Below are 17,390 nucleotides of genomic sequence, written 5' to 3'. Positions count from 1 at the left end.
AGGTTTAGCCTCCTTTTAAGAATTTGACCGCTTCCGCCGCCGATACGTCGCGCACGTTGTAATTGCTGTTTTTGTTTTGCGCTTTCCGTGCTTGCTGTATTGCGTGTTTTAAGTTCGCAATATCAATCGACATTATCAAGACGTAAAGGTCGTTAAAATGTGAATTTGTGATAATTGCGTCGGGTATTCTATGTTCGACGCATTTTTGCATAAGTGTTATGTAACGCGGCACGGGTAAAGGTTTTGCGGCTTCGGGTTGCGGGTTTAATTTCGCATATATACCCGATAGCCGCGTATATTCCTGCCCGTGCGTTACGAGTTTTTTGCGTTCGTTGTTGTCGCCTTTAACGCGATTTCAAAAACAAACTTGATTTTGTTAATGAGCCGCGTCAAGTATTCGATGTCCGACATATCAAACATTTGCAAAAACGAGTCGAAGTCGGCAATTTCGTCGCTTACGATAAAGCAATAAATCGCCTTTAAGTTCGACAAAAGGTATGCGGGGTTTTTAAGGTCTTTTCCGCTCATTCGTTCAACGTATGCAAAAATCGTTTCGGTCTTTGCGTTTGCGGGGAAGTTCTCTTCCCAACGCCGCTCGGCAAATACCGATACGTCGATTTTGCACTTGATGTCGTGCGTTTTGCGGATAAGTTCGCCCTTCGCTTCGTCGAGTTCCGTTTCAAGTACGGGTAAAGTCGTATTTATCATATCGCCCTCCGATTATGCGCCCGTGCCTGTGTCCGCTTCCGCGCCCGCAAGCATTTTCGGGATAACCACCTTGTCGCCGAACGTGTCATAACCCTCCATATCGGGCGTTTTCGTCAACTGCCATACAACACGGTTGTTACCTTTTGCGTCGACGTAAACCTTGCCGTCCGACGCAAGTGCTTTGATACCCTTGATTTTAAGCGGCACATCGAACGACGACTCGTTGATTTCGCCGTTATTTTGGTCGTAATTTTCGGCGGGGCGGGTGGACGTAACGCCGTACAACATCGTTTTTGCGACCGATATTTCGTTATCGCCGTCCATTGCGCACGTTTCAAAATAAATGATGTGCGGGGTGTTTTTGGTCGGCTTAACCTGCGCAAGCCCGTCGGCGGTCATTACCTGCCGTCCGCACGCGATTTCGTACTCGTCGCAAATATTGTTTTGCGTAAGCGTTCCCGTTTTGCCCTTTTCGTTGATGTAGTGAACAATGCACTCGCCGTCGCCGTAGACTTCTTTTTCGGACGAGTCGGTTTCAAGTGCCATTTTTGTTGATGTACCCATAGGCACAAAATCGCCATACTCGCCATTGTCGGCGGGGAAGGCGTACTTTGCATTACGGATATTAAAACGTATAAGATTTTTTGCGGGCGTTGCCGCCTTGCTGTTTGTCATTTTTTATTTGCCTCCGTTTTTAATGGTGTTTTTGATTGCTTCAAAGATTTGCGGCTCGGTTTCGTCAAAACAACGGCGGATAAAACCATTATGCGGGTTGTCGCCATATTCAAGTACGTTTGACAATGGTACGTCTTGCCGCGCTTCGCCTTTTGAGCCGTCTTTTGTTTTACGGCGCACGTCGCCGCTTGCAACGCGTGTATTTCCGACATATCGGCGGTCTTTGTACTTTGTCTTGATTTGCCAAGACTGCGCCATTTCGCCCGTGTCGCGGGGCGTTACGGCTTCGACCGCGTCTTTGAAAACCTCCGCGCCCTTTTGTACCGCCTGTTGCCGCGCTTCAAAGTTTGCGTGTTGAAAATCGGTTAAAATTCCCGTCAACGCTTCGGGCAATTCGTCGAGCGCGATGTGTCCCGTCGATATGCCTTTATTTGCCATAATCAACCGTCCCGATGTACACAAACTCAATGTTTACGCCGCGATACGGGTTGTTGCTGTCGGGTATATCGCTTTCGTCGTTTGCGAGCGCAAAATGCGGGTCTTGCAATACGGCGCGTTTGATAGCCTTTAAGCGTTCGTCAACGCCCGAATAGCGGGGGTCGTGTTTTTCGTACAAGTAATAGTAATTCACGTCGATATACACGCGGCGGGTCTTTGCATTGCCGTCGCCGTATGTTTTCGGGCGATTTGATACGATTTTATAAACGACGTACTCGTCGGCGTTTACATTGACTTGCGAATTTGCGATATTGTCCGTTTCAACGCGCCGCAAGTGGTTTGTTATTACGCCGAACGGCAAAAGCGTGTCGTCGAGTATTTTTTGTATTATCGCCGTTACGTTCATTATTTGCCCTCGTACTTTTTGACTTGTAGTTCAATCATTTTGTTTTGTTCAAGGTAGTTATCCGCCGCCCCTGCAAGACAAAACGTGTGCGCGTCGTCTTTTATGCCGCGCAAGTAAATTCGCACGTCCCGCGCGATAAGTGCGTCGTAAACTGCTTTAACGAACGGCAAGCGCAAGCGGGCGGGGCGTATTACGCCGTCGGCTTGCTGTTGCGTTGCCGTTTGCCCGTATGCGTTTAACCATTCGCAATAAAAGCAATCTGTCATTATAGGCGAGCCGTCGTCGGCTTCGCCTATTTTGACCGATATTGTTTCCCACGTTGTCGACGCACCTTTTCCCGCGATGTGTGTCGTGCGCTGTACGGCGAATTTGACAAGCGTGCGGCGTTCTTTTACCGTTTGTTTTGCCATATTATCTCCGTAATTGCGCGATAAGCGCGACAACCATTCCGTCCTTCTTGATTACGTCGTCGGGTGTGCCTTTATCAAAAGCGTCGGCGAAAAGTGCTTTGATTGCGTATGCGCGTTGCGTTCCCAAACGGTCTTGCGGTACGCCGCTATCGAGCATAAATTCCTCCGCGACTTTGATATAGCCCTTTACGGTTTCTTTTAATTGCGGGTCTGCGTCATAGTAGCCCATTTTATACAAGATGTTGTCGATGTCTTGTTGCATTTCGACCTCCTTAACGTAATACCGTTTTGTATCGGCTCTTGCGCCGACCCGCAACTAAAACCGTTTTAATTGCCCGCTTTCGGCGTTTCGGTGTTCGTCTTTGCCGCTTCCGCGCCCGCTTCCTTTTGAACGGTTATAAACCCGTTAAACATAGCGGGCGAGCCGCCGACAAACTGCGACGCTTTGAACGCGATAACGCCCTGCTTGAATTTGTAGTCGGTAGATTTTGCAACTTCGATGTCGGCAAATACCGCCAATTCGTAGCCCGCCAATTTGCCGTAAATCATATATACGTTGCCCGCTGTAACAGTCTTAAACGCGGGAAGTTTCGCCGTGCAAACAAACGGCACGCCGTTTATAGTTCCCGAATTTCCGCGTATAACGATTTCGTAAGCGCGTTTTTTGTCCGAGCCTTTTACTTTCGCAAATTCTTTAAGCGTTAATTTGTTAAGCAAAAGCACCGCGTCGCTTTCGACGTTTTCGTCGCCGCCATAATCGAATATGATGTCGTCGAGTGTATTTTCGTCGATTGCGGCAATCGTTTTGCGCTGTTTGGTATCAATAATATTTTCGGGAGCGTTGATAATGCCGACAAGTTGATTTTTGCCGCTTCCGTGCAAAATTTGCGCAATGGTCTTTTTACGCAATGCGCCAACGACCGCACCTTCAACTTCCGCGACATAACGCGCGGCGGGCAATTTCTCGACCTCTTCGTTGACTTCGGCGTAAGCCGTGATTTTAACCTTGTTTATCGGCGCATAATCAAACGTCGGCTCGGCGTCGGCGTAGTCCGCGCCTTCTGCGGTTATATCGCCTTCGCCGATAGTTTTTGCAAACGGCTTTTCGTAACTTTCCGCGCCCGTGCCTTCAAGATGTACGGTATTGACAAGTTTGTCGACCGTGCCGACCTGTTCAAACGCGGGAGTGATGTCGCCGCTTGCAACCGTGCCGAGCGCGGTGGAAGTGGACGCAACGGCGCGATGTTCGAGCGTCGTTTTCGTGCCGCTTTTAAGTGCCTTTGCGCGTTTCTCGACCGCTTCCGCGTTTGCGGCGGCGCGCTTTTGCGCGTCTACTTTTGCGTCGTCGTGAACAACAACGGGGGTCGGGGCGGGTGCGCCGCCGTTTGCGGGACGTGCCGCGTCGCGCTCTTCTTTCGCTTTTGCTTCCGCTTCGTCCTTGCGCAATTCCGTTACGGTGTAATTGATTGCTTCAACCCTTGCGCGAATTTCCGCAAGACGCTCGGCGGTGGTTTCCGCTTTTGCCGCTTCCGCTAAAAGGGCGGCACGCTCTTCGAGCAACTTTTTGATGTTCATAGTGTTTTTTGTTCCTCCAAAAATAAAAATTTTTCTTTCGCAAGTTTTAACGCCGCTTGCGAGTCGGCGGCTTGCCGCCTTTGTTCATTTTCCAACGCCGCCGCCTTTGCGTTATCCAACGCAATTTTGTCGTTATCCAACGAGGCGGGGGAGCGGGCATATATCGAAGTTTGCGGGTATGCGCCGTCGTTCACGGCGGATACTTCGAAAACCTTTGATATTTTGGTAATACGGCGCGTCGGCATATCCGTGTCAAGGTCGCGCCATTCGTAACCCGACACCAAAACGCCGAACGCAAAAGACATATCCTCGATGTCGCCGCGTGTTACCGCCGAGCATAGTTCGCGGGCGGTGGCGTTGTTTTCGATGTCGAGCGTCGTTCTAACGTGTAAACCGTCGGGCTTGATTTCAACGTCCATAGTCGACCGTTTGCCGCGCCTGTGGCGGGCGAGAGGTATCATTCCGTCGTTATGGTTTACCATAAATTTAATGTCGGTTATATCCGCGTCGTCGAGCGCGTGCGGGTCGATTTCTTCATAGAATAGGTCGCCGATTGCCGTCCGTTGATTGAATACAATCGGGCAACCTTCGATTACACCCTTTAACGGGTCGATTTGTGCGGGGTTTCCGTCGGGCGCGGCGCGTTTGATATATTGCGGCACGGTGTACGGTTTAATTTCGTCGGGCATTATTCGTCGTCCTCCTTGTTTTGCTTCGGCGCGGTCGGTTTTTTGCCCTGCGACAACGCCGTTAATTGATAGGTATTTGCGATTGATACGTCGATATAATTCAACGATACGCGGGTCGGCTCGTCGTCGGGGTCATAGCCCAACAATTCGCGCCGTTCGGGTCGTGATAGGAGCGCGTCCTCTTGCGTCGCTTTTGCGATTTCCAAACGCCGCGCGAACGATAGCGATTGCACGACTTTGTCGTAAAATTTTATCGTGCGCCCGTGCGTGATTTGCGACGCGGTAAAGAGCGTTATTTTCATTGCTTCGGCAATCGTCATAAGCAACGGCTCGACCGCCGTTTGATAAAACGCGGTAAAGTCGTCGTCGGTGTATTTGCCAAGATATATCGGCACACTAACGCCGAACGGCGACAAAATTTCGTCGCGCAAAAATGTTAAAACGGTTTGCGGTATATCCTGCGTTGCAATTTGTATCGGCGTAAATTCGGACTCGTAGTCGGTTGCGACTATACCGTACTCGCTGTTAAATAAATGCTGTTCAAATTCCTTGCGGGATATTTCGCGTTTGTCCGCTTCCGCAACCGTGCGCATTGTCAAAATGCCGTGCAACGATAAAGACGCTTCAAGCGATTTCGGGATAGACTCCTGTATAACGTGCAAAGTCTGCAAATTTTTAAGAATTGCCCGCCAATCGGCTTGACCGTTTGCGTCGCCGCCCAAATACGGGTTTGCACCGTAACCGACGCGAATATGTATTAAATCGCTATACGGTAAGTCAAGCGTAACGCCGCCGCCCGTCGCGCTTTGTAATTCCGCCCGCATTTCGTCGCCCGCATAGTAGAGTTTGACGCGGGCTTTTTCAAGCGGGTATAAACCGCGCGTAACGCGCTTGACATAATCTTTGCCGTCAACTTTTATCGGGACTTCGTCGTAAGCCCAATAAATAAAACAATTTCGATTGACGAGCGCGATGTAAGCGCATTTATACAAAAAGTCTTTAAGTCCGCATATCGGGTTTACACGCCCGCACAAAACGCGGTTGATGTCGTCGTCCGCGACCGTTATGCGGTGCGGGTTTTGCGTTTCAATAACCGACTTGATACTACATTTTGACACTTCCTCGCAAACGCGATGTATCGCCGTTTTTACGATGTCCGACGCGGTAATATCCTTGCCGAACGACGAAAATAAAACCGTATTTGCATTTACAACGCGGTTATACGCGGTCGGTCTATCCCAACCGAGCAAATTGTGTATGGCGTTTTTAAGCGTTGACAATCGGCTTGCCTCCTTGCGAAAAATAACAAAAAAAGTGCGCCGATAGTAACGAGCAATAAACTCGTTAATATCGGCGCACTCACATTCGTTTTGATATGTGGCGATTAAAAGATAATCGCGGCGCACTCACCGCGTCGGCGGTGGATATGCCATAATCAGACACCAACGGCGCACACGCCCGAACGGGCGGCAATACAAGGCGATTGCGGCGCACTCACCCGCGCGGGGTGGTGGTGCGTGTATTCAATTTGACCGCATTATAACTCGACGCGCGGCGCGAAGTCAACGGTTTTTCGTTAAAATCTTTTAAGAAGTTTTTTTCACGGTTTGCGCGGTGGTATTGTGTAGGTATATTCCCGACGGCATTTCGGGCATAAATAAACCGCGTTTATCAAGCCGTCGCGCACGTCGTATTTGCCGATTACGGCGTGATGTACGGGGCAACGAACGCTCCGCGCGTATATTTCGTTTTTGTTTTGCGGGTCGCGTTTATCGCCCATAATTAGCCTCCTATTTTCGCCATAAACGCCGACTTAACTTCGCGTAATGCGGCGTATGCGATTACTTTTGACATAGTTCCGTCAATCTTGTTGCCGATATAGCCGTTTATTTTACAAGGCATAACAAACCCGTTTTTATCGACGCGGACGGCTGTGTTGCGGAAGTTCCAACGGCAAATATCGTTGTTGTTGTAATTGATAAGCCGCGCCCGTAAATCGTTTTCGACGTTACGGGTCGGCACATTGAGCGCGTCGGTTGTCATTCGTATTTTGCGCGGTACTTCTTTGCCGAATTTTGCCGCGATTTGCTTTGCAAAGTCTTTCGCGTGCCATTCGTCGTAACCGACCGTAAGCGGGCGTATGCGGTGTTTTTGGAATACGTCCCAAATGTAGTCCGATACGACCGTATCGTCAATTACGTTGTCTTGAACGATACGCACAAGCCCCGCGTCCGCCCATTCGATGTAATTCTTTTTTTCGGGGTTAGTGGGGGAGTCGGTCGACTGCCCGTCGCCCGCCTTGACTGCCGTTACAAAATACATTGTGTGCAAGTATTTGACGGGGTCATTCGGGCGCATAAATAAAAACGTGCAAGCGCATAAGTCATTTGTTTCCGCAAGGTCAACCCCGATAATGCACCAACTGCCCGCAAAGTCGGCAATATCAAACGTGGCGGGGCAATCAATGTATTTTTCCTCCAACCACGCATTACTCGCTAATTGCTTGATGTTAAAGTCTTTTGCAAGAATAAACGCGCGGTCTGCGCCGCTGTGCCGTGCCGTGTCAACCTTTTTGCGCAAATATGACGGCTTTTTCGCAATGCCGTACATCGGGTTTGATTTCGTCCAACTGCGCTCATCGTTCCAAATTTCCGCCTCGCTGTCCTGCGTGTATAGCCATATCAACCAACGCGACGTATCGGTTTCCGCTTCGCCTTTAAGCGACTTTCGCGCGTCGGATAACCGCGCGTCAAGATAGCCGTCGCGCACAATACCCTCCGTCGTGATTTCAAAATAAAGCGGCTCGTCCTGCGTTGATACCGACGTTATAAGCGGCAAGACGGTCGAGTTATCTTTCATTTCGTGAATTTCGTCGGCAATAACGAGCGTAAGGTTTCGACCTTCTTTCGCACCCTGCTTCGCCGACATCAATTCGATTGACCCCTTGTTTTGCTTCGAGAATTTACCCGTCTTTTTGCGTTGCTTCGGGTTACCAAAAAATATGCCTTTATTGTTTTTTCGGGTAACGTGGGATATTGTGCGCGACTCTTCGCGGAAGGCGTTAATAGCATTGAAAACGAGCGCGGCTTGCGCATAATCGTTTGACGCACACATAACCGCTTGACCCATTTTGCCGCAAAACCATTCGGCAAGCACAAGCGCACCAACGAGCGGGGTTTTTCCGTTTTTGCGGGCGACAAGGAATAAAACTTCTTGAAAACGGCGCACCCAACCTTCGCCGTATGACAACTCGGTATCGTAAACGTAAAACCCGAATATCGCCTCCGTAAATGCCTTTTGACAAAGTGCCATAATAAACGGCTTACCCGCGAAGGGGGCTTGAAAATGTTTTATTTCGTTTTCGATAAAATCAATACGCCGATGTGCCGCGTCGAGCGTAAAACGGTATTTGCCGCCGCCGCAAAAAATGTCTTGTATCAACATTTCGAGCGTGGTTTTCAGTTCGCGCCCGATTATGATTTCACCCGAACGGCAACGCTTGTAATATTCAATTAAAAAACTATGCTTGCCGCCGATGTCGTCGCTTAATGCTTGCCAACCTGTAAGCGGGTCAATATCTGGGTTGACGAGCGTCCATTCGGCGGGGGTGGGGGTTGCCGCTTCCGTGTTGTTAATTGTTGTTGTCGTCGTCATAAGCCGATAAATCGCCGTCGTCGTCGCCGTTTAAGCCGCCGAGCAAGTCCTTGTTTAATTTTTGCGTTGCCGATGTGTATTGCGCCATATACTTGACCCGCGCACGCCCCGCCGCCGTTTCCCGTTGTATAGACGGGTTATTTGGGTCGTAAATTATCGACGGCAATTCTTTGATTGCTTCCAAACAAGCAAAAACCTCCGCGACCTTGCGGATAAGTTCGTCGTAAATTTTCAATTTGATTTCGTCCACGCCTGCCGCCGTATACAAACCGACGAGCCGTTTGTATTCGCCGTCGGCAATCGCTTTTTTATCTTTGTTTTTTTTCATTTCCGCCTCCTTTTTGGAATTTGAAAACTTTTTGCCCGAAAAGTCAAAACTTCGGTGTGAATTTTTTTTGACTGCGGCTTGGAGTCTTTTCGGGTTTCAAAAATTTTGCAAGGATAGGGGGGTATCATTCCGTATAACGTGCAAAATATTTTTCTATCCAACCGACAACCGCGTCGCGCGTTGCCGCTTGCTTGATGTTTTCGTGCGCTCGCTTGATACATTCCGCCTTCGGTGTGTCGATGTGTACAAAGTTAATCACGTCGGGCGGATATTCCCGCGCGATATTGTCGCGGTCAATGCGGTCGGGATATGTGCCGATAATATACGCGTCTTGCCAATGACGGCGCGGCGTTGCGGTGCGTGCTTCGTCAAGCAAATAATCACGCAAGGCGAACGCGACGCGCTTTGTCGCGTCGGGTTTATCATACTGCCCGCATACACATATTGCGCGATGTATAGCGTCAAGGTTTACGACAATATCGTTGCGTGTGGCGGTGCTGTACACATAAGTCGACTTGCCCGCGCACGGTGCGCCATACACAACATACACGCGCTTTTGTTCGACCGCGTTACCAAAACGAGCGTGCGTGGCATTGTGGCAATCGTGGCACAATACTTCGATGTTTGCGGGGTTTAGCGTGATATTTACGTCGTCGATGTTGTCGAGCGTAAGTTCGATTTTATGATGTGGGCGCAATTCGCACATATCGAATACACCGCCGCAACGGGCGCAAATTCCGCCGCTTTTAACCTTACAAGACTGTGCGAGCGTTAAATATTCTTTGCGGCAATAAAAGGCGTGTATCGGGTCAAGCGGCATAATTACACGCCCTCCCAACCGTCGGGCAACTTGCCGTCTTTTGCAAGTTCTAACGCCTTTTTTCGCAATTCTACCGCTTGCGGGTCGCGGGCAAATTCGCCCGAATATCGGTTAATGAGCAAGAATTGTATCATACCTGCGTCGGGCTTTGCATACTTGCGGTCGACGTATGTTTTTTTGCACGGCTTGCCGTCGATAATGACCGTTATTGTGTGTGTTTCCTCGTAGTAATAACCAACCGCGACGCGATATGCGTTGTCGAGCAAGTCCTGTTTTGCACTCTCCCGCGCGCGTAAAAGCGTTTCGGTTAATTCGGGATAATCTTTCTTATATTGCGCCCATTGCGTTTTGCCGACCCCGTAATATTTGCAAATATCGCCTTCAGTAACGCAACATCGAACATAACGCTCAATATCCGCCAAATAAGGTAAAACCTTATTTGCATATTGCGATTTTGCGCCGCGTTTGCCTTTTTCTGCGGTGTTTTCCGCTTCGGCGGGCGGTTTTGCCGCCGTTTTCTTTTGCGCCTTTACGGGCTGTTTTTTGCCCTTTGTCGCGGTCTTTTTCTTTTCGGGGTCGTTTCGGGTTTGTTTCGGCATTTTAACCTCCTTGTTTCGGTAATTTATTTGCCGCCGATGTCAAGCAAAATTTTTGATAAAATAAAGGGCGGAAAAGCGGCGAGCGCAATCAAAAGCGGCACACACGCACCGAGCCAAGATAGGGGAGTCGCGGCGCATAGTTTGCAAATAACGCATATTGCCGATATAGGCACGCAAACCACAATTACAAGCAATGCGACGATGTAAATTGCCGATAATATTTTTTTTAACATTTTTTGCCCTCCATTTTCTTGATACTTAAAACCGCCCAACCGTCGGTCAAGCCGACAAAGTCTTTTAAGATGTGCGTTATTTTTGCCGTAAGCCGCTTGCCCGTATATTGCCCGTTTTCCCATTCGCGCAATATCAGCATATCGCCGACAGTGTAATTTCGGTCGTCAAACCGTAATTCGTAAGTTTTTACGCCTTTGTCAACCGCGTCGTAGTATTCGGGTAAAATTTTCAAGTCGTGTATTTGTGCCATTGTGCGCCTCCGTGTATAAATAATTTTTCAATGCGATTTTGCTTGTTGCGGTTGTTTAAGTGCGTCGTTATTTCGTGTTGCCAAATACAAACAAAGTCGTCGGGTGCGGCGTATTCGCTTACGATTACGATATGCCCCGCCGCCGTTTGCGTCCTGCACCATTCCCAAAATTGCGCCGTATCGAATTTGCCTCCGCCGTAACCGATACCGTCCGAATACGGCGGGTCGCAATAAACAAGCACGCGCTCCCGTTCGGGGAGTCGCAATTCCCGATAATCGCAACACCCGACAAGAATATTGCGCAAGGCGGGTAATTGACGGCGAAAATTCTCGCAGGCTTCGTTAAAATAATTTCGCGTTTTGCCGTCTTTCGTAACTGCCGTCGCGCCATAGCAACCGCCGTAAACGCGGGCATTGTAAGAGCCGAATAAAAGCACCGCCGCGCGATACCAACACGGATATTTGTCGGGGTTATCCCGCACGTCGTAATATTCGGCGCGGGAAGGCGTGTTCAATTCGTCCAAAAGTGCGGGGTTTTCGCGGCACGCTTCGACGAGTTCGCATACAAGCGGGTCAATATCGTTGCCGAGCCTGTATTCGCATTGTATTTTGTCGATTACGTTAAAACCGCCCGCAAACGGCTCGACGTACTGCTTGATGTTGTACGCGGATATGTAACTTTGCAAAATCGGGACGATTTCGTTTGCGATTTTTGCTTTACTGCCGATGTATTTCATTTTTTCACTCCTTGCGTTTCATTTTGACGTACACATACGCGCCCGTCGTGTATTCGCTTGTTTTTTTCTTGATGTCCGTCATTTGATAGCCTTTGTAAAGGTTTTCAAAAACGGCGTAAGAGTTGACTTTGTCGTACATAATGCGGTTGACCTTGCGCCGCGTAAACTTTGTGTCCGATACTGTGATTTGCGGCTTTTTCAAGTTCTTTGACGCGACGTATCGTTTTAAGCCTTTCGGGTCTTTCATACAATACCGCGCCATACCTTCATAGCCGCTGTCGTCCGCAACAAGCCGTCGCACATTGTTTCGGCCGCCGTTGCCCCATAAGTCCTCCATAACATCGCGGTCGGCAAAGTTCGTTACGATGTGGTGGTGTATGCGGCGTTTACCTTTCTTTTCGTCGTTTTCAAATTCCGTCCAATAAACGTATTTGAGTGGGGCGAAGGCGTGTCGTTCGGCATAGTGCTTTAATCTGCGAATAAACTTTTGCACTTCCCGTTGTGCTTGCGCATAGGTTTTCGGTAAGTGGGCGTTATCGTATGTAAAGGTCGCCCAAAAGTCCGCGTCGGTAAAATTCGCATTGATAAGCCGCACAACCTGTTTGACCGCATTTTTGTAATTGAGCCGCTTTTGCGCTTCGCGGCTTTCTTTTGTTTTCCTTGCCCTTGATGTTGAAGTGTGGGTGTCCCATATCGGGTAAACCTCAACTTCAAGCACGTTACCGCTTTTAATTGTCTTTGTTCGATATTTCACAACGTGCGGGTCATTGAACGATTGCAAAAGAGCGTCGCGTTCCGCTTCCTGCGCTTCAATGCCGAATATCTCGTCAAAGTCGTATTTTTGCGGGTCGAGTGTGTAGTAGCGTTTTGCCATAATTGCCTCCGATAAATTGCTTTAACGTAAAAGACAAAGAATAGCCAAAAAAGCGGGGGACAACACGCGGGGGCTAAAAGGGGAGTTATCTTTCTTTATCGAGTTTATCAAACGCCCCCGATGTTTTCCCCCGCCGCCCCCTTTCTCGACCCCCTCAAAGTTTATCGCAAAGGGGTATAAAGCGCGGGGCGCGTTGCCTGTTTATCCTGCTTGCGTCGTTGATACGATAATACTTCATTACGAGGACGCAATAGCACGGTTTTTCGCTTGCAAAACATTGACACTTTGCCGCCGATGTGGTATAATATTATCGGTTTGGTTGACATAGTTTTGTGTCAAGTTTCGCGGGCGGTCGGAAGTGCCAATTTCGACCGCCCGTTTCTTTGTCTTGATTGTGGTCTTTACTTTTTGCCGTTCGGCGTGGTTTCGCGGGCGGCTTTTTCTTTTGCTTCGATTGTGGATAGCCGAGCGTCAAGCGCGGCGACCGCTTGCCGCACAAAGTCGCTTTTGCTTAAATAGCCGAGTTTTCGCAATGCTTCGGACGCAAATACGCGCTCGGCAACGTCGCGGGGTATTTCGACCGTAAGATTGTATAAGCCTTTTACGCGGCGACGTTCGCGTTTCTTTGCCGCTTCCGCCGACGGCGCGGGGTTGTCCGCATTGCCGCCGCCCGCCGCTTCCTGCGCCGATGTAGGCGGCGCAAGCGTGATTTCGGCGGGGTCGTATATATCGAGCGGAGCGCAAGCGAGCGTTTTGCATATCGTTTCAAGCGTGCGCGGCGTGGGTAAGCAAACGTCGTTTACAAATTTACTTAAAAGCGATGTATCGACGCGCGGGTCGGTTTTGTGTACCTTTTCCGCAACCGCCTTTTGCATTACGCCGCGTTGTATCATAAGTTTTTTATATCTTGACATTATGAGCCTCCCGCCGCCGATGTGGGCGGCTTGCCTTTTGCCGCTTCCGCGTTTTCGATAATTTGTGCGGCATAATGTTGTCGCAAGGTAAAGAATACGTCGCAATTACAACATTTGCCCGCCGCCCGAATATCGGGGCAAAGACATTTTGTTTCGCATAGTTCTCGGCGAGCGATTTCGTCCGCATATTCAAATATGCCGATATTCTCGTCAAATTCGCCGATACCGAAAAGGCGGCGCGGGTTGACCGCATTTGTGTCGACGTATATATCCGCGTAAATCTTGCGCGTATCGCCGCCGTAACGCTCTATATTTTCGGGGACGTTTTCGTTTATGTAGTCAAACACAATGCCGCGCTCTTTACACCACGCAACCGCCGCGTCTAATAGTGCGCCGTCCCTGCAAGTATGCAAAATAAGTATTGCGCCGTCTTTTGCAAGTTCCTTTATATAATATAAGGAATAGGGGAGCGGCTCGCCGATGTTCGGGTATGCGTCTTTGCAAAGTGTGCCGTCAAAGTCGACCGCAACGATTATTTTGTACGGGTTTTTCATTGCTTCGACTCCTTTGCGGGTTGAATTTCGCCGACGGTATATCCGTACTTTTTGCAAAGTTTTTGTAACCGCCTAAAAAAGCGTTTTGTCTTTGTGATGTCCGCCCGCATAGTGAGCCGCACTTGCCCGCCGCTTCCGTCGGGTTTCGGCATTGTGGGCGTTATGGTTTGTTCAATCGGTATCGTAAATGCAACATTGACGCGACGCGGTAAATTTGCCATTATTCCGCCTCCTTCAGTAATTCGGGGTTGTCGTACATATTGCCGATTATTTCAAGCCCGATTTCGTCGTCTATTGCGTCGATAGGCAACCACTCGCCGCGACCGTCATAAATAAGAAAACGCGCCTCGCTTGCTTGCCATTCTATAAAACCCGTAAACACTTTATCGCAATAAACGCATTTCACAATGTCGCCTTCAAAAATAGGCTTTTTGTCTGCGTCGTCAATGCCGATGTATTGTCCGACCGTGTTTTCCTTTACATCAAACCACATACCCGTCGTTAATTCGTGCGGGTCGCCTGTTTTGATAATACTTGCAAGCGGTTTCACATCGCCAAACATAGTCGCCGAGCGTTCGGGGACGTAAAAACCATACGCCCAACCGTCGGTAAAAATCTTTTTTCGATTTTCGGGTGATAATGCGTTTTGTGTTTGTTTCTCGGCAAGTTTACCGCGATATAATGTTTTGCGATATGCCATAATTACACCTCAACCCGTGCGCCGTCCGAATAGGTAAGTGCGATAACGATTGCACCCTTGCTGTTTGTGGATATAGCAACTTTAACGCGTCCGCAATTTATGTTTGCTTTTTCAACCTGCTCGTCAAGCACAGCAACGCCGCAATTAAATAAAAGGTTGTAAAGAGCGTCCGTGTATTCAACGCCCCGCGCTTCGGTAAAGTACGCGGATATATCGTCAAGGGCTTTGCGCAATTTTTTGATGTTCTTTTCGCGCTTTTCCGCCCGTTCGAGTTCCGCTTGATATTCGCGGGCTTGTGGGCAATCGCATTGTCGTGTTGCCGCTTCGTTCGCCGCTTCCGCGTCGGCGTATTTGTCGACGGGGAGTATCTGTCGCCCGCAAAAGCGACACGTCGGCAAAGCGGGGGAGTCGGCGTTTCCGTCGCCTTGCATTGCTTGTGCGTGTTCGATGTTATGCTCCTGCGCGTCCGTGATTGCGTCGGCGTATTCGGGTTGATACCCGTTGAGTGGGTTGTTTGTCATATCTTAATTACCTCCGTTAATTCGATTTCGGGTCGTGTTCGATTTTGAACGCCGCGACGTGTGTCGTGCCAAATTTCTCGTTGTATTCCTGCAAGCGTTTTAATTCGCGGGCGGTGTATTGTTCGGCGACTTGCAATGCGAGTTTGTAATTATCATAAACCCCGTTGCACGTTTCAAATTTTTCGTCATACGGCAAATTGTAATTGCGGTTAAAATCGTCCGAACGCATTTCAAACGAGCCGCCGTTTTTGCTATAATAGCCGTCCGCATAGCCGTGTCCGACTTTGCGATAAAAGCGAAAATGTACATAACGGTCGCCAAGTTTCCACTCGTAGTCGAGTGCCGCTTCTTTAATTGCGTTTACCCGATAGCGGCGGACGATGTACGGCGCGACGCTTATTGTTGTTTTTTCCGTGTTGCAATGCGGGCAAGCAAACGTAATGCCGTTTATTGTTAATGTGCGTTTATCGCCGCACACGCGGCACGGCTCGCGGAAGTGTTGCAGTTCGCCGCATTCAACGCGATAGAATACGTCGCCGATGTTGACGGGGCGGGGAGCGGCGTAATTTATCGTCGCCGTTTGCTGTTGCGCGGCGGGGGTGTCAACTATAATTTTCATAAATTGCCTCCTTCGATAGTAACCTTGCATTTTTCTTTGATTGTAGCCGCCGCCGCGTCCGCCGTTTCGTAAAGTTCGCCTTCGTATTTACTTGTTGACGACCCGTCAATATCGCAAAAATTACCCGTTGTTCGGTTTTCGGTAACGCAATATTGTATATTCGTTGCGATTTTGTCGCCTGTAATATAGTCGGTGTGTTCGTCAATGCCGTTGACGGCGATGTGTATATTTGTAATTACGCCGCTTTTTAATTCGTAATGGTCAATTCGGCGCGTTTCGCGTCCGCCTTTGCAATACGGGCATTTGTACTCAATGTTGTTTACAATTTCGCGGTAATTTCCGCCGCAATGCGTGCAAGGAATTTCCTCGCGGCTTGTGTAGTACGACACAAAGTAAACCGTTTGTCCGATGTCGTATTTTGTGGTTTGGTTGATGTTCATATAGTGCCTCCTTTAATTAAATCGAAAATTGATACTTGCGACCGTACCGAGTCAAGCCATTGCGTGCCGTCGGCGTATTCGGTCGGCGATATTTCAAACGCGATATAATCACGTTGTAACCGATACGCCGCAACCGCCGTCGAGCAACTGCCCGCAAAAGCGTCTAATATCAAGTCGCCTTCGCGCGTGTGTTGTCGAATAATGCGGGATAGTAGGTCGGTCGGCTTTTGGTTTTGGTGTATTTGCTTTTCGCCCGTAACTTTGTTGTATTTCCATATATCGTCGTATCGGGGCATTTCGGGGTTGAACGGGGCGCGTCCCTTGTTTGCGTATATGATAATTTCGTACCGCTTGCCGTATTGCGCGTCAAGGTCGCCCGCCGTGTGGTTGCCTTTATCCCATATAATAAGGTTTTTTATAGTGAAGTACCGTTCGACTTGCTGTTTGAAAAAATCAACCTTGTCGCACCCGCAAAACATATAAAGCGGGGTGTTTTCTTTCATTACATCGAATAAAAGGGGAACAAGGTCAATAATCAACTGAGGGTTGACATCGCCTTGAATTGCCTTGCAAAATTTATGTTGCTTGTCTTGCCGCCTGTGGGTTTTATAGTTTATCAAATACGGCGGGTCGGTAATTACGCAATCGACGCGCATATCCTGCGCAATCATTTGTTTTATACCGTCAAGGCAATTCATATTGTAAACGTGGTTGCGGTCGAGGGTCATTTATTGCCCCCCCCCCCGCAAGCATTGCCGTCGCCCTTCATAAAACACAACCAATGTGTTTTACTTGCTTTGCCGCTTTTATGCCCGAATACGGGTTTGTGTGGAGTGAGTTTTAATATTTCGCCGACTGTTATATTTGTTTCGTTCCATTTGAAAATTAAAACACCGTTCGGCGCAAGTACGCGAAAACACTCCGCAAAACCTTTTGTAAGCATTTCGCGCCAATCGCCGCAAAGTGCGCCATATTTTATTTGTTGATAGCCTGTTATCGGCGACGTTTCGTTGTGCAATAGGTGCGGCGGGTCAAATACAACCATTTTGAAGGTGTTGTCGTCAAATGGTAATTGCGTAAAGTCCGCAATTATGTCGGGTTTAATTTCAAACGGACGGCCGTCGCATAAGGTTGTATGTAATTCGCGTTTGTCGCAAAATAAAACGCGCGGGTCGTTTTTATCAAAGTAAAACATTTTGCCGCCGCAAGCAACGTCGAGTATCGGCTTTTGTTTTTGTTGCATAT

28 protein-coding genes are annotated in these 17,390 nt (G+C 48.9%); 1 reads left to right on the top strand and 27 read right to left on the bottom strand.

Annotated features, from left to right (window positions below):
- Positions 1 to 4: 4 nt before the first annotated feature.
- From NFR62_RS03090 to NFR62_RS03020, 15 genes are all read right to left on the bottom strand, one after another.
- Complete coding sequence (locus tag NFR62_RS03090; protein WP_251613852.1) at positions 5 to 211, bottom strand: hypothetical protein; 207 nt, start codon at positions 209 to 211, stop codon at positions 5 to 7.
- Between the two features lie 101 nt (positions 212 to 312).
- On the bottom strand, positions 313 to 708 hold the full coding sequence (locus NFR62_RS03085; protein WP_251613849.1) for a hypothetical protein: 396 nt from the start codon (positions 706 to 708) through the stop codon (positions 313 to 315).
- A 12-nt stretch (positions 709 to 720) separates the two neighbouring features.
- A complete protein-coding gene (locus NFR62_RS03080; protein WP_251613846.1) occupies positions 721 to 1,383 on the bottom strand; it encodes a hypothetical protein in 663 nt (220 codons plus the stop codon).
- 3 nt (positions 1,384 to 1,386) lie between these two features.
- On the bottom strand, positions 1,387 to 1,821 hold the full coding sequence (locus NFR62_RS03075) for an HK97 gp10 family phage protein (protein ID WP_251613843.1): 435 nt from the start codon (positions 1,819 to 1,821) through the stop codon (positions 1,387 to 1,389).
- Positions 1,811 to 2,227 (bottom strand): hypothetical protein, encoded by a 417-nt coding sequence (locus NFR62_RS03070; RefSeq protein WP_251613838.1) that lies wholly within the window; start codon positions 2,225 to 2,227, stop codon positions 1,811 to 1,813. Before NFR62_RS03070 ends, NFR62_RS03075 begins: the two co-directional genes overlap by 11 nt.
- Entirely contained in the window at positions 2,227 to 2,637 is a 411-nt protein-coding gene (locus NFR62_RS03065) for a hypothetical protein (protein WP_251613835.1), read from the bottom strand. Before NFR62_RS03065 ends, NFR62_RS03070 begins: the two co-directional genes overlap by 1 nt.
- Position 2,638: 1 nt before the next feature.
- Positions 2,639 to 2,899 carry a hypothetical protein gene (locus NFR62_RS03060; protein ID WP_251613832.1) on the bottom strand — a complete coding sequence of 87 codons (261 nt, stop codon included), beginning with the start codon at positions 2,897 to 2,899 and terminating at the stop codon, positions 2,639 to 2,641.
- A 65-nt stretch (positions 2,900 to 2,964) separates the two neighbouring features.
- Positions 2,965 to 4,212, bottom strand: a complete 1,248-nt coding sequence (locus NFR62_RS03055) for a phage major capsid protein (RefSeq protein ID WP_251613829.1) — start codon at positions 4,210 to 4,212, stop codon at positions 2,965 to 2,967.
- Positions 4,209 to 4,901: an HK97 family phage prohead protease gene (locus tag NFR62_RS03050; RefSeq protein WP_251613826.1), complete on the bottom strand. Its 693-nt coding sequence runs from the start codon at positions 4,899 to 4,901 to the stop codon at positions 4,209 to 4,211. Before NFR62_RS03050 ends, NFR62_RS03055 begins: the two co-directional genes overlap by 4 nt.
- Positions 4,901 to 6,181 (bottom strand): phage portal protein, encoded by a 1,281-nt coding sequence (locus NFR62_RS03045; protein ID WP_251613823.1) that lies wholly within the window; start codon positions 6,179 to 6,181, stop codon positions 4,901 to 4,903. Before NFR62_RS03045 ends, NFR62_RS03050 begins: the two co-directional genes overlap by 1 nt.
- A 320-nt stretch (positions 6,182 to 6,501) precedes the next feature.
- Positions 6,502 to 6,681 (bottom strand): hypothetical protein, encoded by a 180-nt coding sequence (locus NFR62_RS03040; RefSeq protein ID WP_251613820.1) that lies wholly within the window; start codon positions 6,679 to 6,681, stop codon positions 6,502 to 6,504.
- Between the two features lie 2 nt (positions 6,682 to 6,683).
- Entirely contained in the window at positions 6,684 to 8,555 is a 1,872-nt protein-coding gene (locus NFR62_RS03035; RefSeq protein WP_251613817.1) for a terminase large subunit, read from the bottom strand.
- The gene (locus tag NFR62_RS03030; RefSeq protein WP_251613814.1) at positions 8,533 to 8,883 is read right to left on the bottom strand and encodes a hypothetical protein; all 351 of its coding nucleotides are present in this window, start codon (positions 8,881 to 8,883) and stop codon (positions 8,533 to 8,535) included. Before NFR62_RS03030 ends, NFR62_RS03035 begins: the two co-directional genes overlap by 23 nt.
- A gap of 124 nt (positions 8,884 to 9,007) precedes the next feature.
- On the bottom strand, positions 9,008 to 9,703 hold the full coding sequence (locus NFR62_RS03025) for a hypothetical protein (protein ID WP_251613811.1): 696 nt from the start codon (positions 9,701 to 9,703) through the stop codon (positions 9,008 to 9,010).
- Between the two features lie 2 nt (positions 9,704 to 9,705).
- A complete protein-coding gene (locus NFR62_RS03020) occupies positions 9,706 to 10,302 on the bottom strand; it encodes a hypothetical protein (protein ID WP_251613808.1) in 597 nt (198 codons plus the stop codon).
- 36 nt (positions 10,303 to 10,338) lie between these two features.
- On the opposite strand from NFR62_RS03020, the gene NFR62_RS03015 reads away from it, so the two are divergent.
- Positions 10,339 to 10,509 (top strand): hypothetical protein, encoded by a 171-nt coding sequence (locus tag NFR62_RS03015; protein WP_251613805.1) that lies wholly within the window; start codon positions 10,339 to 10,341, stop codon positions 10,507 to 10,509.
- A 19-nt stretch (positions 10,510 to 10,528) separates the two neighbouring features.
- Here the strand turns inward: NFR62_RS03015 and NFR62_RS03010 are convergent, their stop codons facing one another.
- The 12 genes from NFR62_RS03010 to NFR62_RS02955 form a co-directional block, all read right to left on the bottom strand.
- The gene (locus NFR62_RS03010) at positions 10,529 to 10,786 is read right to left on the bottom strand and encodes a DUF3850 domain-containing protein (protein WP_251613802.1); all 258 of its coding nucleotides are present in this window, start codon (positions 10,784 to 10,786) and stop codon (positions 10,529 to 10,531) included.
- Positions 10,765 to 11,523, bottom strand: a complete 759-nt coding sequence (locus NFR62_RS03005; RefSeq protein ID WP_251613799.1) for a DNA adenine methylase — start codon at positions 11,521 to 11,523, stop codon at positions 10,765 to 10,767. The genes NFR62_RS03010 and NFR62_RS03005 overlap by 22 nt, the downstream gene beginning before the upstream one ends.
- Before the next feature lie 4 nt (positions 11,524 to 11,527).
- Entirely contained in the window at positions 11,528 to 12,397 is an 870-nt protein-coding gene (locus tag NFR62_RS03000; protein WP_251613797.1) for a rolling circle replication-associated protein, read from the bottom strand.
- A gap of 401 nt (positions 12,398 to 12,798) precedes the next feature.
- Positions 12,799 to 13,311 (bottom strand): helix-turn-helix domain-containing protein, encoded by a 513-nt coding sequence (locus tag NFR62_RS02995; RefSeq protein ID WP_251613793.1) that lies wholly within the window; start codon positions 13,309 to 13,311, stop codon positions 12,799 to 12,801.
- Entirely contained in the window at positions 13,311 to 13,865 is a 555-nt protein-coding gene (locus NFR62_RS02990; protein ID WP_251613790.1) for a hypothetical protein, read from the bottom strand. Before NFR62_RS02990 ends, NFR62_RS02995 begins: the two co-directional genes overlap by 1 nt.
- Positions 13,862 to 14,086, bottom strand: a complete 225-nt coding sequence (locus NFR62_RS02985) for a hypothetical protein (protein ID WP_251613787.1) — start codon at positions 14,084 to 14,086, stop codon at positions 13,862 to 13,864. Before NFR62_RS02985 ends, NFR62_RS02990 begins: the two co-directional genes overlap by 4 nt.
- The gene (locus NFR62_RS02980) at positions 14,086 to 14,565 is read right to left on the bottom strand and encodes a YopX family protein (RefSeq protein ID WP_251613784.1); all 480 of its coding nucleotides are present in this window, start codon (positions 14,563 to 14,565) and stop codon (positions 14,086 to 14,088) included. The genes NFR62_RS02985 and NFR62_RS02980 overlap by 1 nt, the downstream gene beginning before the upstream one ends.
- 2 nt (positions 14,566 to 14,567) lie before the next feature.
- Entirely contained in the window at positions 14,568 to 15,086 is a 519-nt protein-coding gene (locus NFR62_RS02975; RefSeq protein ID WP_251613781.1) for a hypothetical protein, read from the bottom strand.
- A 16-nt stretch (positions 15,087 to 15,102) separates the two neighbouring features.
- A complete protein-coding gene (locus NFR62_RS02970) occupies positions 15,103 to 15,705 on the bottom strand; it encodes a hypothetical protein (protein ID WP_251613778.1) in 603 nt (200 codons plus the stop codon).
- Positions 15,702 to 16,145 carry a hypothetical protein gene (locus NFR62_RS02965; protein ID WP_251613775.1) on the bottom strand — a complete coding sequence of 148 codons (444 nt, stop codon included), beginning with the start codon at positions 16,143 to 16,145 and terminating at the stop codon, positions 15,702 to 15,704. The genes NFR62_RS02970 and NFR62_RS02965 overlap by 4 nt, the downstream gene beginning before the upstream one ends.
- Positions 16,142 to 16,873: a DNA-methyltransferase gene (locus tag NFR62_RS02960; RefSeq protein WP_251613772.1), complete on the bottom strand. Its 732-nt coding sequence runs from the start codon at positions 16,871 to 16,873 to the stop codon at positions 16,142 to 16,144. The genes NFR62_RS02965 and NFR62_RS02960 overlap by 4 nt, the downstream gene beginning before the upstream one ends.
- The gene (locus NFR62_RS02955) at positions 16,870 to 17,388 is read right to left on the bottom strand and encodes a class I SAM-dependent methyltransferase (protein WP_251613769.1); all 519 of its coding nucleotides are present in this window, start codon (positions 17,386 to 17,388) and stop codon (positions 16,870 to 16,872) included. Before NFR62_RS02955 ends, NFR62_RS02960 begins: the two co-directional genes overlap by 4 nt.
- Positions 17,389 to 17,390 lie beyond the last annotated feature (2 nt).

Origin of the sequence: Pumilibacter muris (assembly GCF_943193045.1) — a bacterium.
Classification (GTDB): Bacteria; Bacillota; Clostridia; order Christensenellales; family Pumilibacteraceae; genus Pumilibacter; species Pumilibacter muris.
The sequence above is the reverse complement of the archived record's forward strand: the minus strand, read 5'-3'. Positions and strand labels throughout refer to the sequence as shown.

Coding starts and splice junctions, on each gene's coding strand:
- NFR62_RS03035 (WP_251613817.1), bottom strand. CDS start 8,555: ATGACGACGACAACAACAATTAACAACACGGAAGCGGCAACCCCCACC.
- NFR62_RS02975 (WP_251613781.1), bottom strand. CDS start 15,086: ATGACAAACAACCCACTCAACGGGTATCAACCCGAATACGCCGACGCA.
- NFR62_RS03040 (WP_251613820.1), bottom strand. CDS start 6,681: ATGGGCGATAAACGCGACCCGCAAAACAAAAACGAAATATACGCGCGG.
- NFR62_RS03055 (WP_251613829.1), bottom strand. CDS start 4,212: ATGAACATCAAAAAGTTGCTCGAAGAGCGTGCCGCCCTTTTAGCGGAA.
- NFR62_RS03070 (WP_251613838.1), bottom strand. CDS start 2,227: ATGAACGTAACGGCGATAATACAAAAAATACTCGACGACACGCTTTTG.
- NFR62_RS02980 (WP_251613784.1), bottom strand. CDS start 14,565: ATGGCATATCGCAAAACATTATATCGCGGTAAACTTGCCGAGAAACAA.
- NFR62_RS02970 (WP_251613778.1), bottom strand. CDS start 15,705: ATGAAAATTATAGTTGACACCCCCGCCGCGCAACAGCAAACGGCGACG.
- NFR62_RS03030 (WP_251613814.1), bottom strand. CDS start 8,883: ATGAAAAAAAACAAAGATAAAAAAGCGATTGCCGACGGCGAATACAAA.
- NFR62_RS02995 (WP_251613793.1), bottom strand. CDS start 13,311: ATGTCAAGATATAAAAAACTTATGATACAACGCGGCGTAATGCAAAAG.
- NFR62_RS03015 (WP_251613805.1), top strand. CDS start 10,339: ATGTCAAGCAAAATTTTTGATAAAATAAAGGGCGGAAAAGCGGCGAGC.
- NFR62_RS03085 (WP_251613849.1), bottom strand. CDS start 708: ATGATAAATACGACTTTACCCGTACTTGAAACGGAACTCGACGAAGCG.
- NFR62_RS03000 (WP_251613797.1), bottom strand. CDS start 12,397: ATGGCAAAACGCTACTACACACTCGACCCGCAAAAATACGACTTTGAC.
- NFR62_RS03050 (WP_251613826.1), bottom strand. CDS start 4,901: ATGCCCGACGAAATTAAACCGTACACCGTGCCGCAATATATCAAACGC.
- NFR62_RS03065 (WP_251613835.1), bottom strand. CDS start 2,637: ATGGCAAAACAAACGGTAAAAGAACGCCGCACGCTTGTCAAATTCGCC.
- NFR62_RS03010 (WP_251613802.1), bottom strand. CDS start 10,786: ATGGCACAAATACACGACTTGAAAATTTTACCCGAATACTACGACGCG.
- NFR62_RS03020 (WP_251613808.1), bottom strand. CDS start 10,302: ATGCCGAAACAAACCCGAAACGACCCCGAAAAGAAAAAGACCGCGACA.
- NFR62_RS03025 (WP_251613811.1), bottom strand. CDS start 9,703: ATGCCGCTTGACCCGATACACGCCTTTTATTGCCGCAAAGAATATTTA.
- NFR62_RS02960 (WP_251613772.1), bottom strand. CDS start 16,873: ATGACCCTCGACCGCAACCACGTTTACAATATGAATTGCCTTGACGGT.
- NFR62_RS03005 (WP_251613799.1), bottom strand. CDS start 11,523: ATGAAATACATCGGCAGTAAAGCAAAAATCGCAAACGAAATCGTCCCG.
- NFR62_RS02985 (WP_251613787.1), bottom strand. CDS start 14,086: ATGGCAAATTTACCGCGTCGCGTCAATGTTGCATTTACGATACCGATT.
- NFR62_RS03075 (WP_251613843.1), bottom strand. CDS start 1,821: ATGGCAAATAAAGGCATATCGACGGGACACATCGCGCTCGACGAATTG.
- NFR62_RS02965 (WP_251613775.1), bottom strand. CDS start 16,145: ATGAACATCAACCAAACCACAAAATACGACATCGGACAAACGGTTTAC.
- NFR62_RS02990 (WP_251613790.1), bottom strand. CDS start 13,865: ATGAAAAACCCGTACAAAATAATCGTTGCGGTCGACTTTGACGGCACA.
- NFR62_RS03060 (WP_251613832.1), bottom strand. CDS start 2,899: ATGCAACAAGACATCGACAACATCTTGTATAAAATGGGCTACTATGAC.
- NFR62_RS03080 (WP_251613846.1), bottom strand. CDS start 1,383: ATGACAAACAGCAAGGCGGCAACGCCCGCAAAAAATCTTATACGTTTT.
- NFR62_RS03090 (WP_251613852.1), bottom strand. CDS start 211: ATGCAAAAATGCGTCGAACATAGAATACCCGACGCAATTATCACAAAT.
- NFR62_RS02955 (WP_251613769.1), bottom strand. CDS start 17,388: ATGCAACAAAAACAAAAGCCGATACTCGACGTTGCTTGCGGCGGCAAA.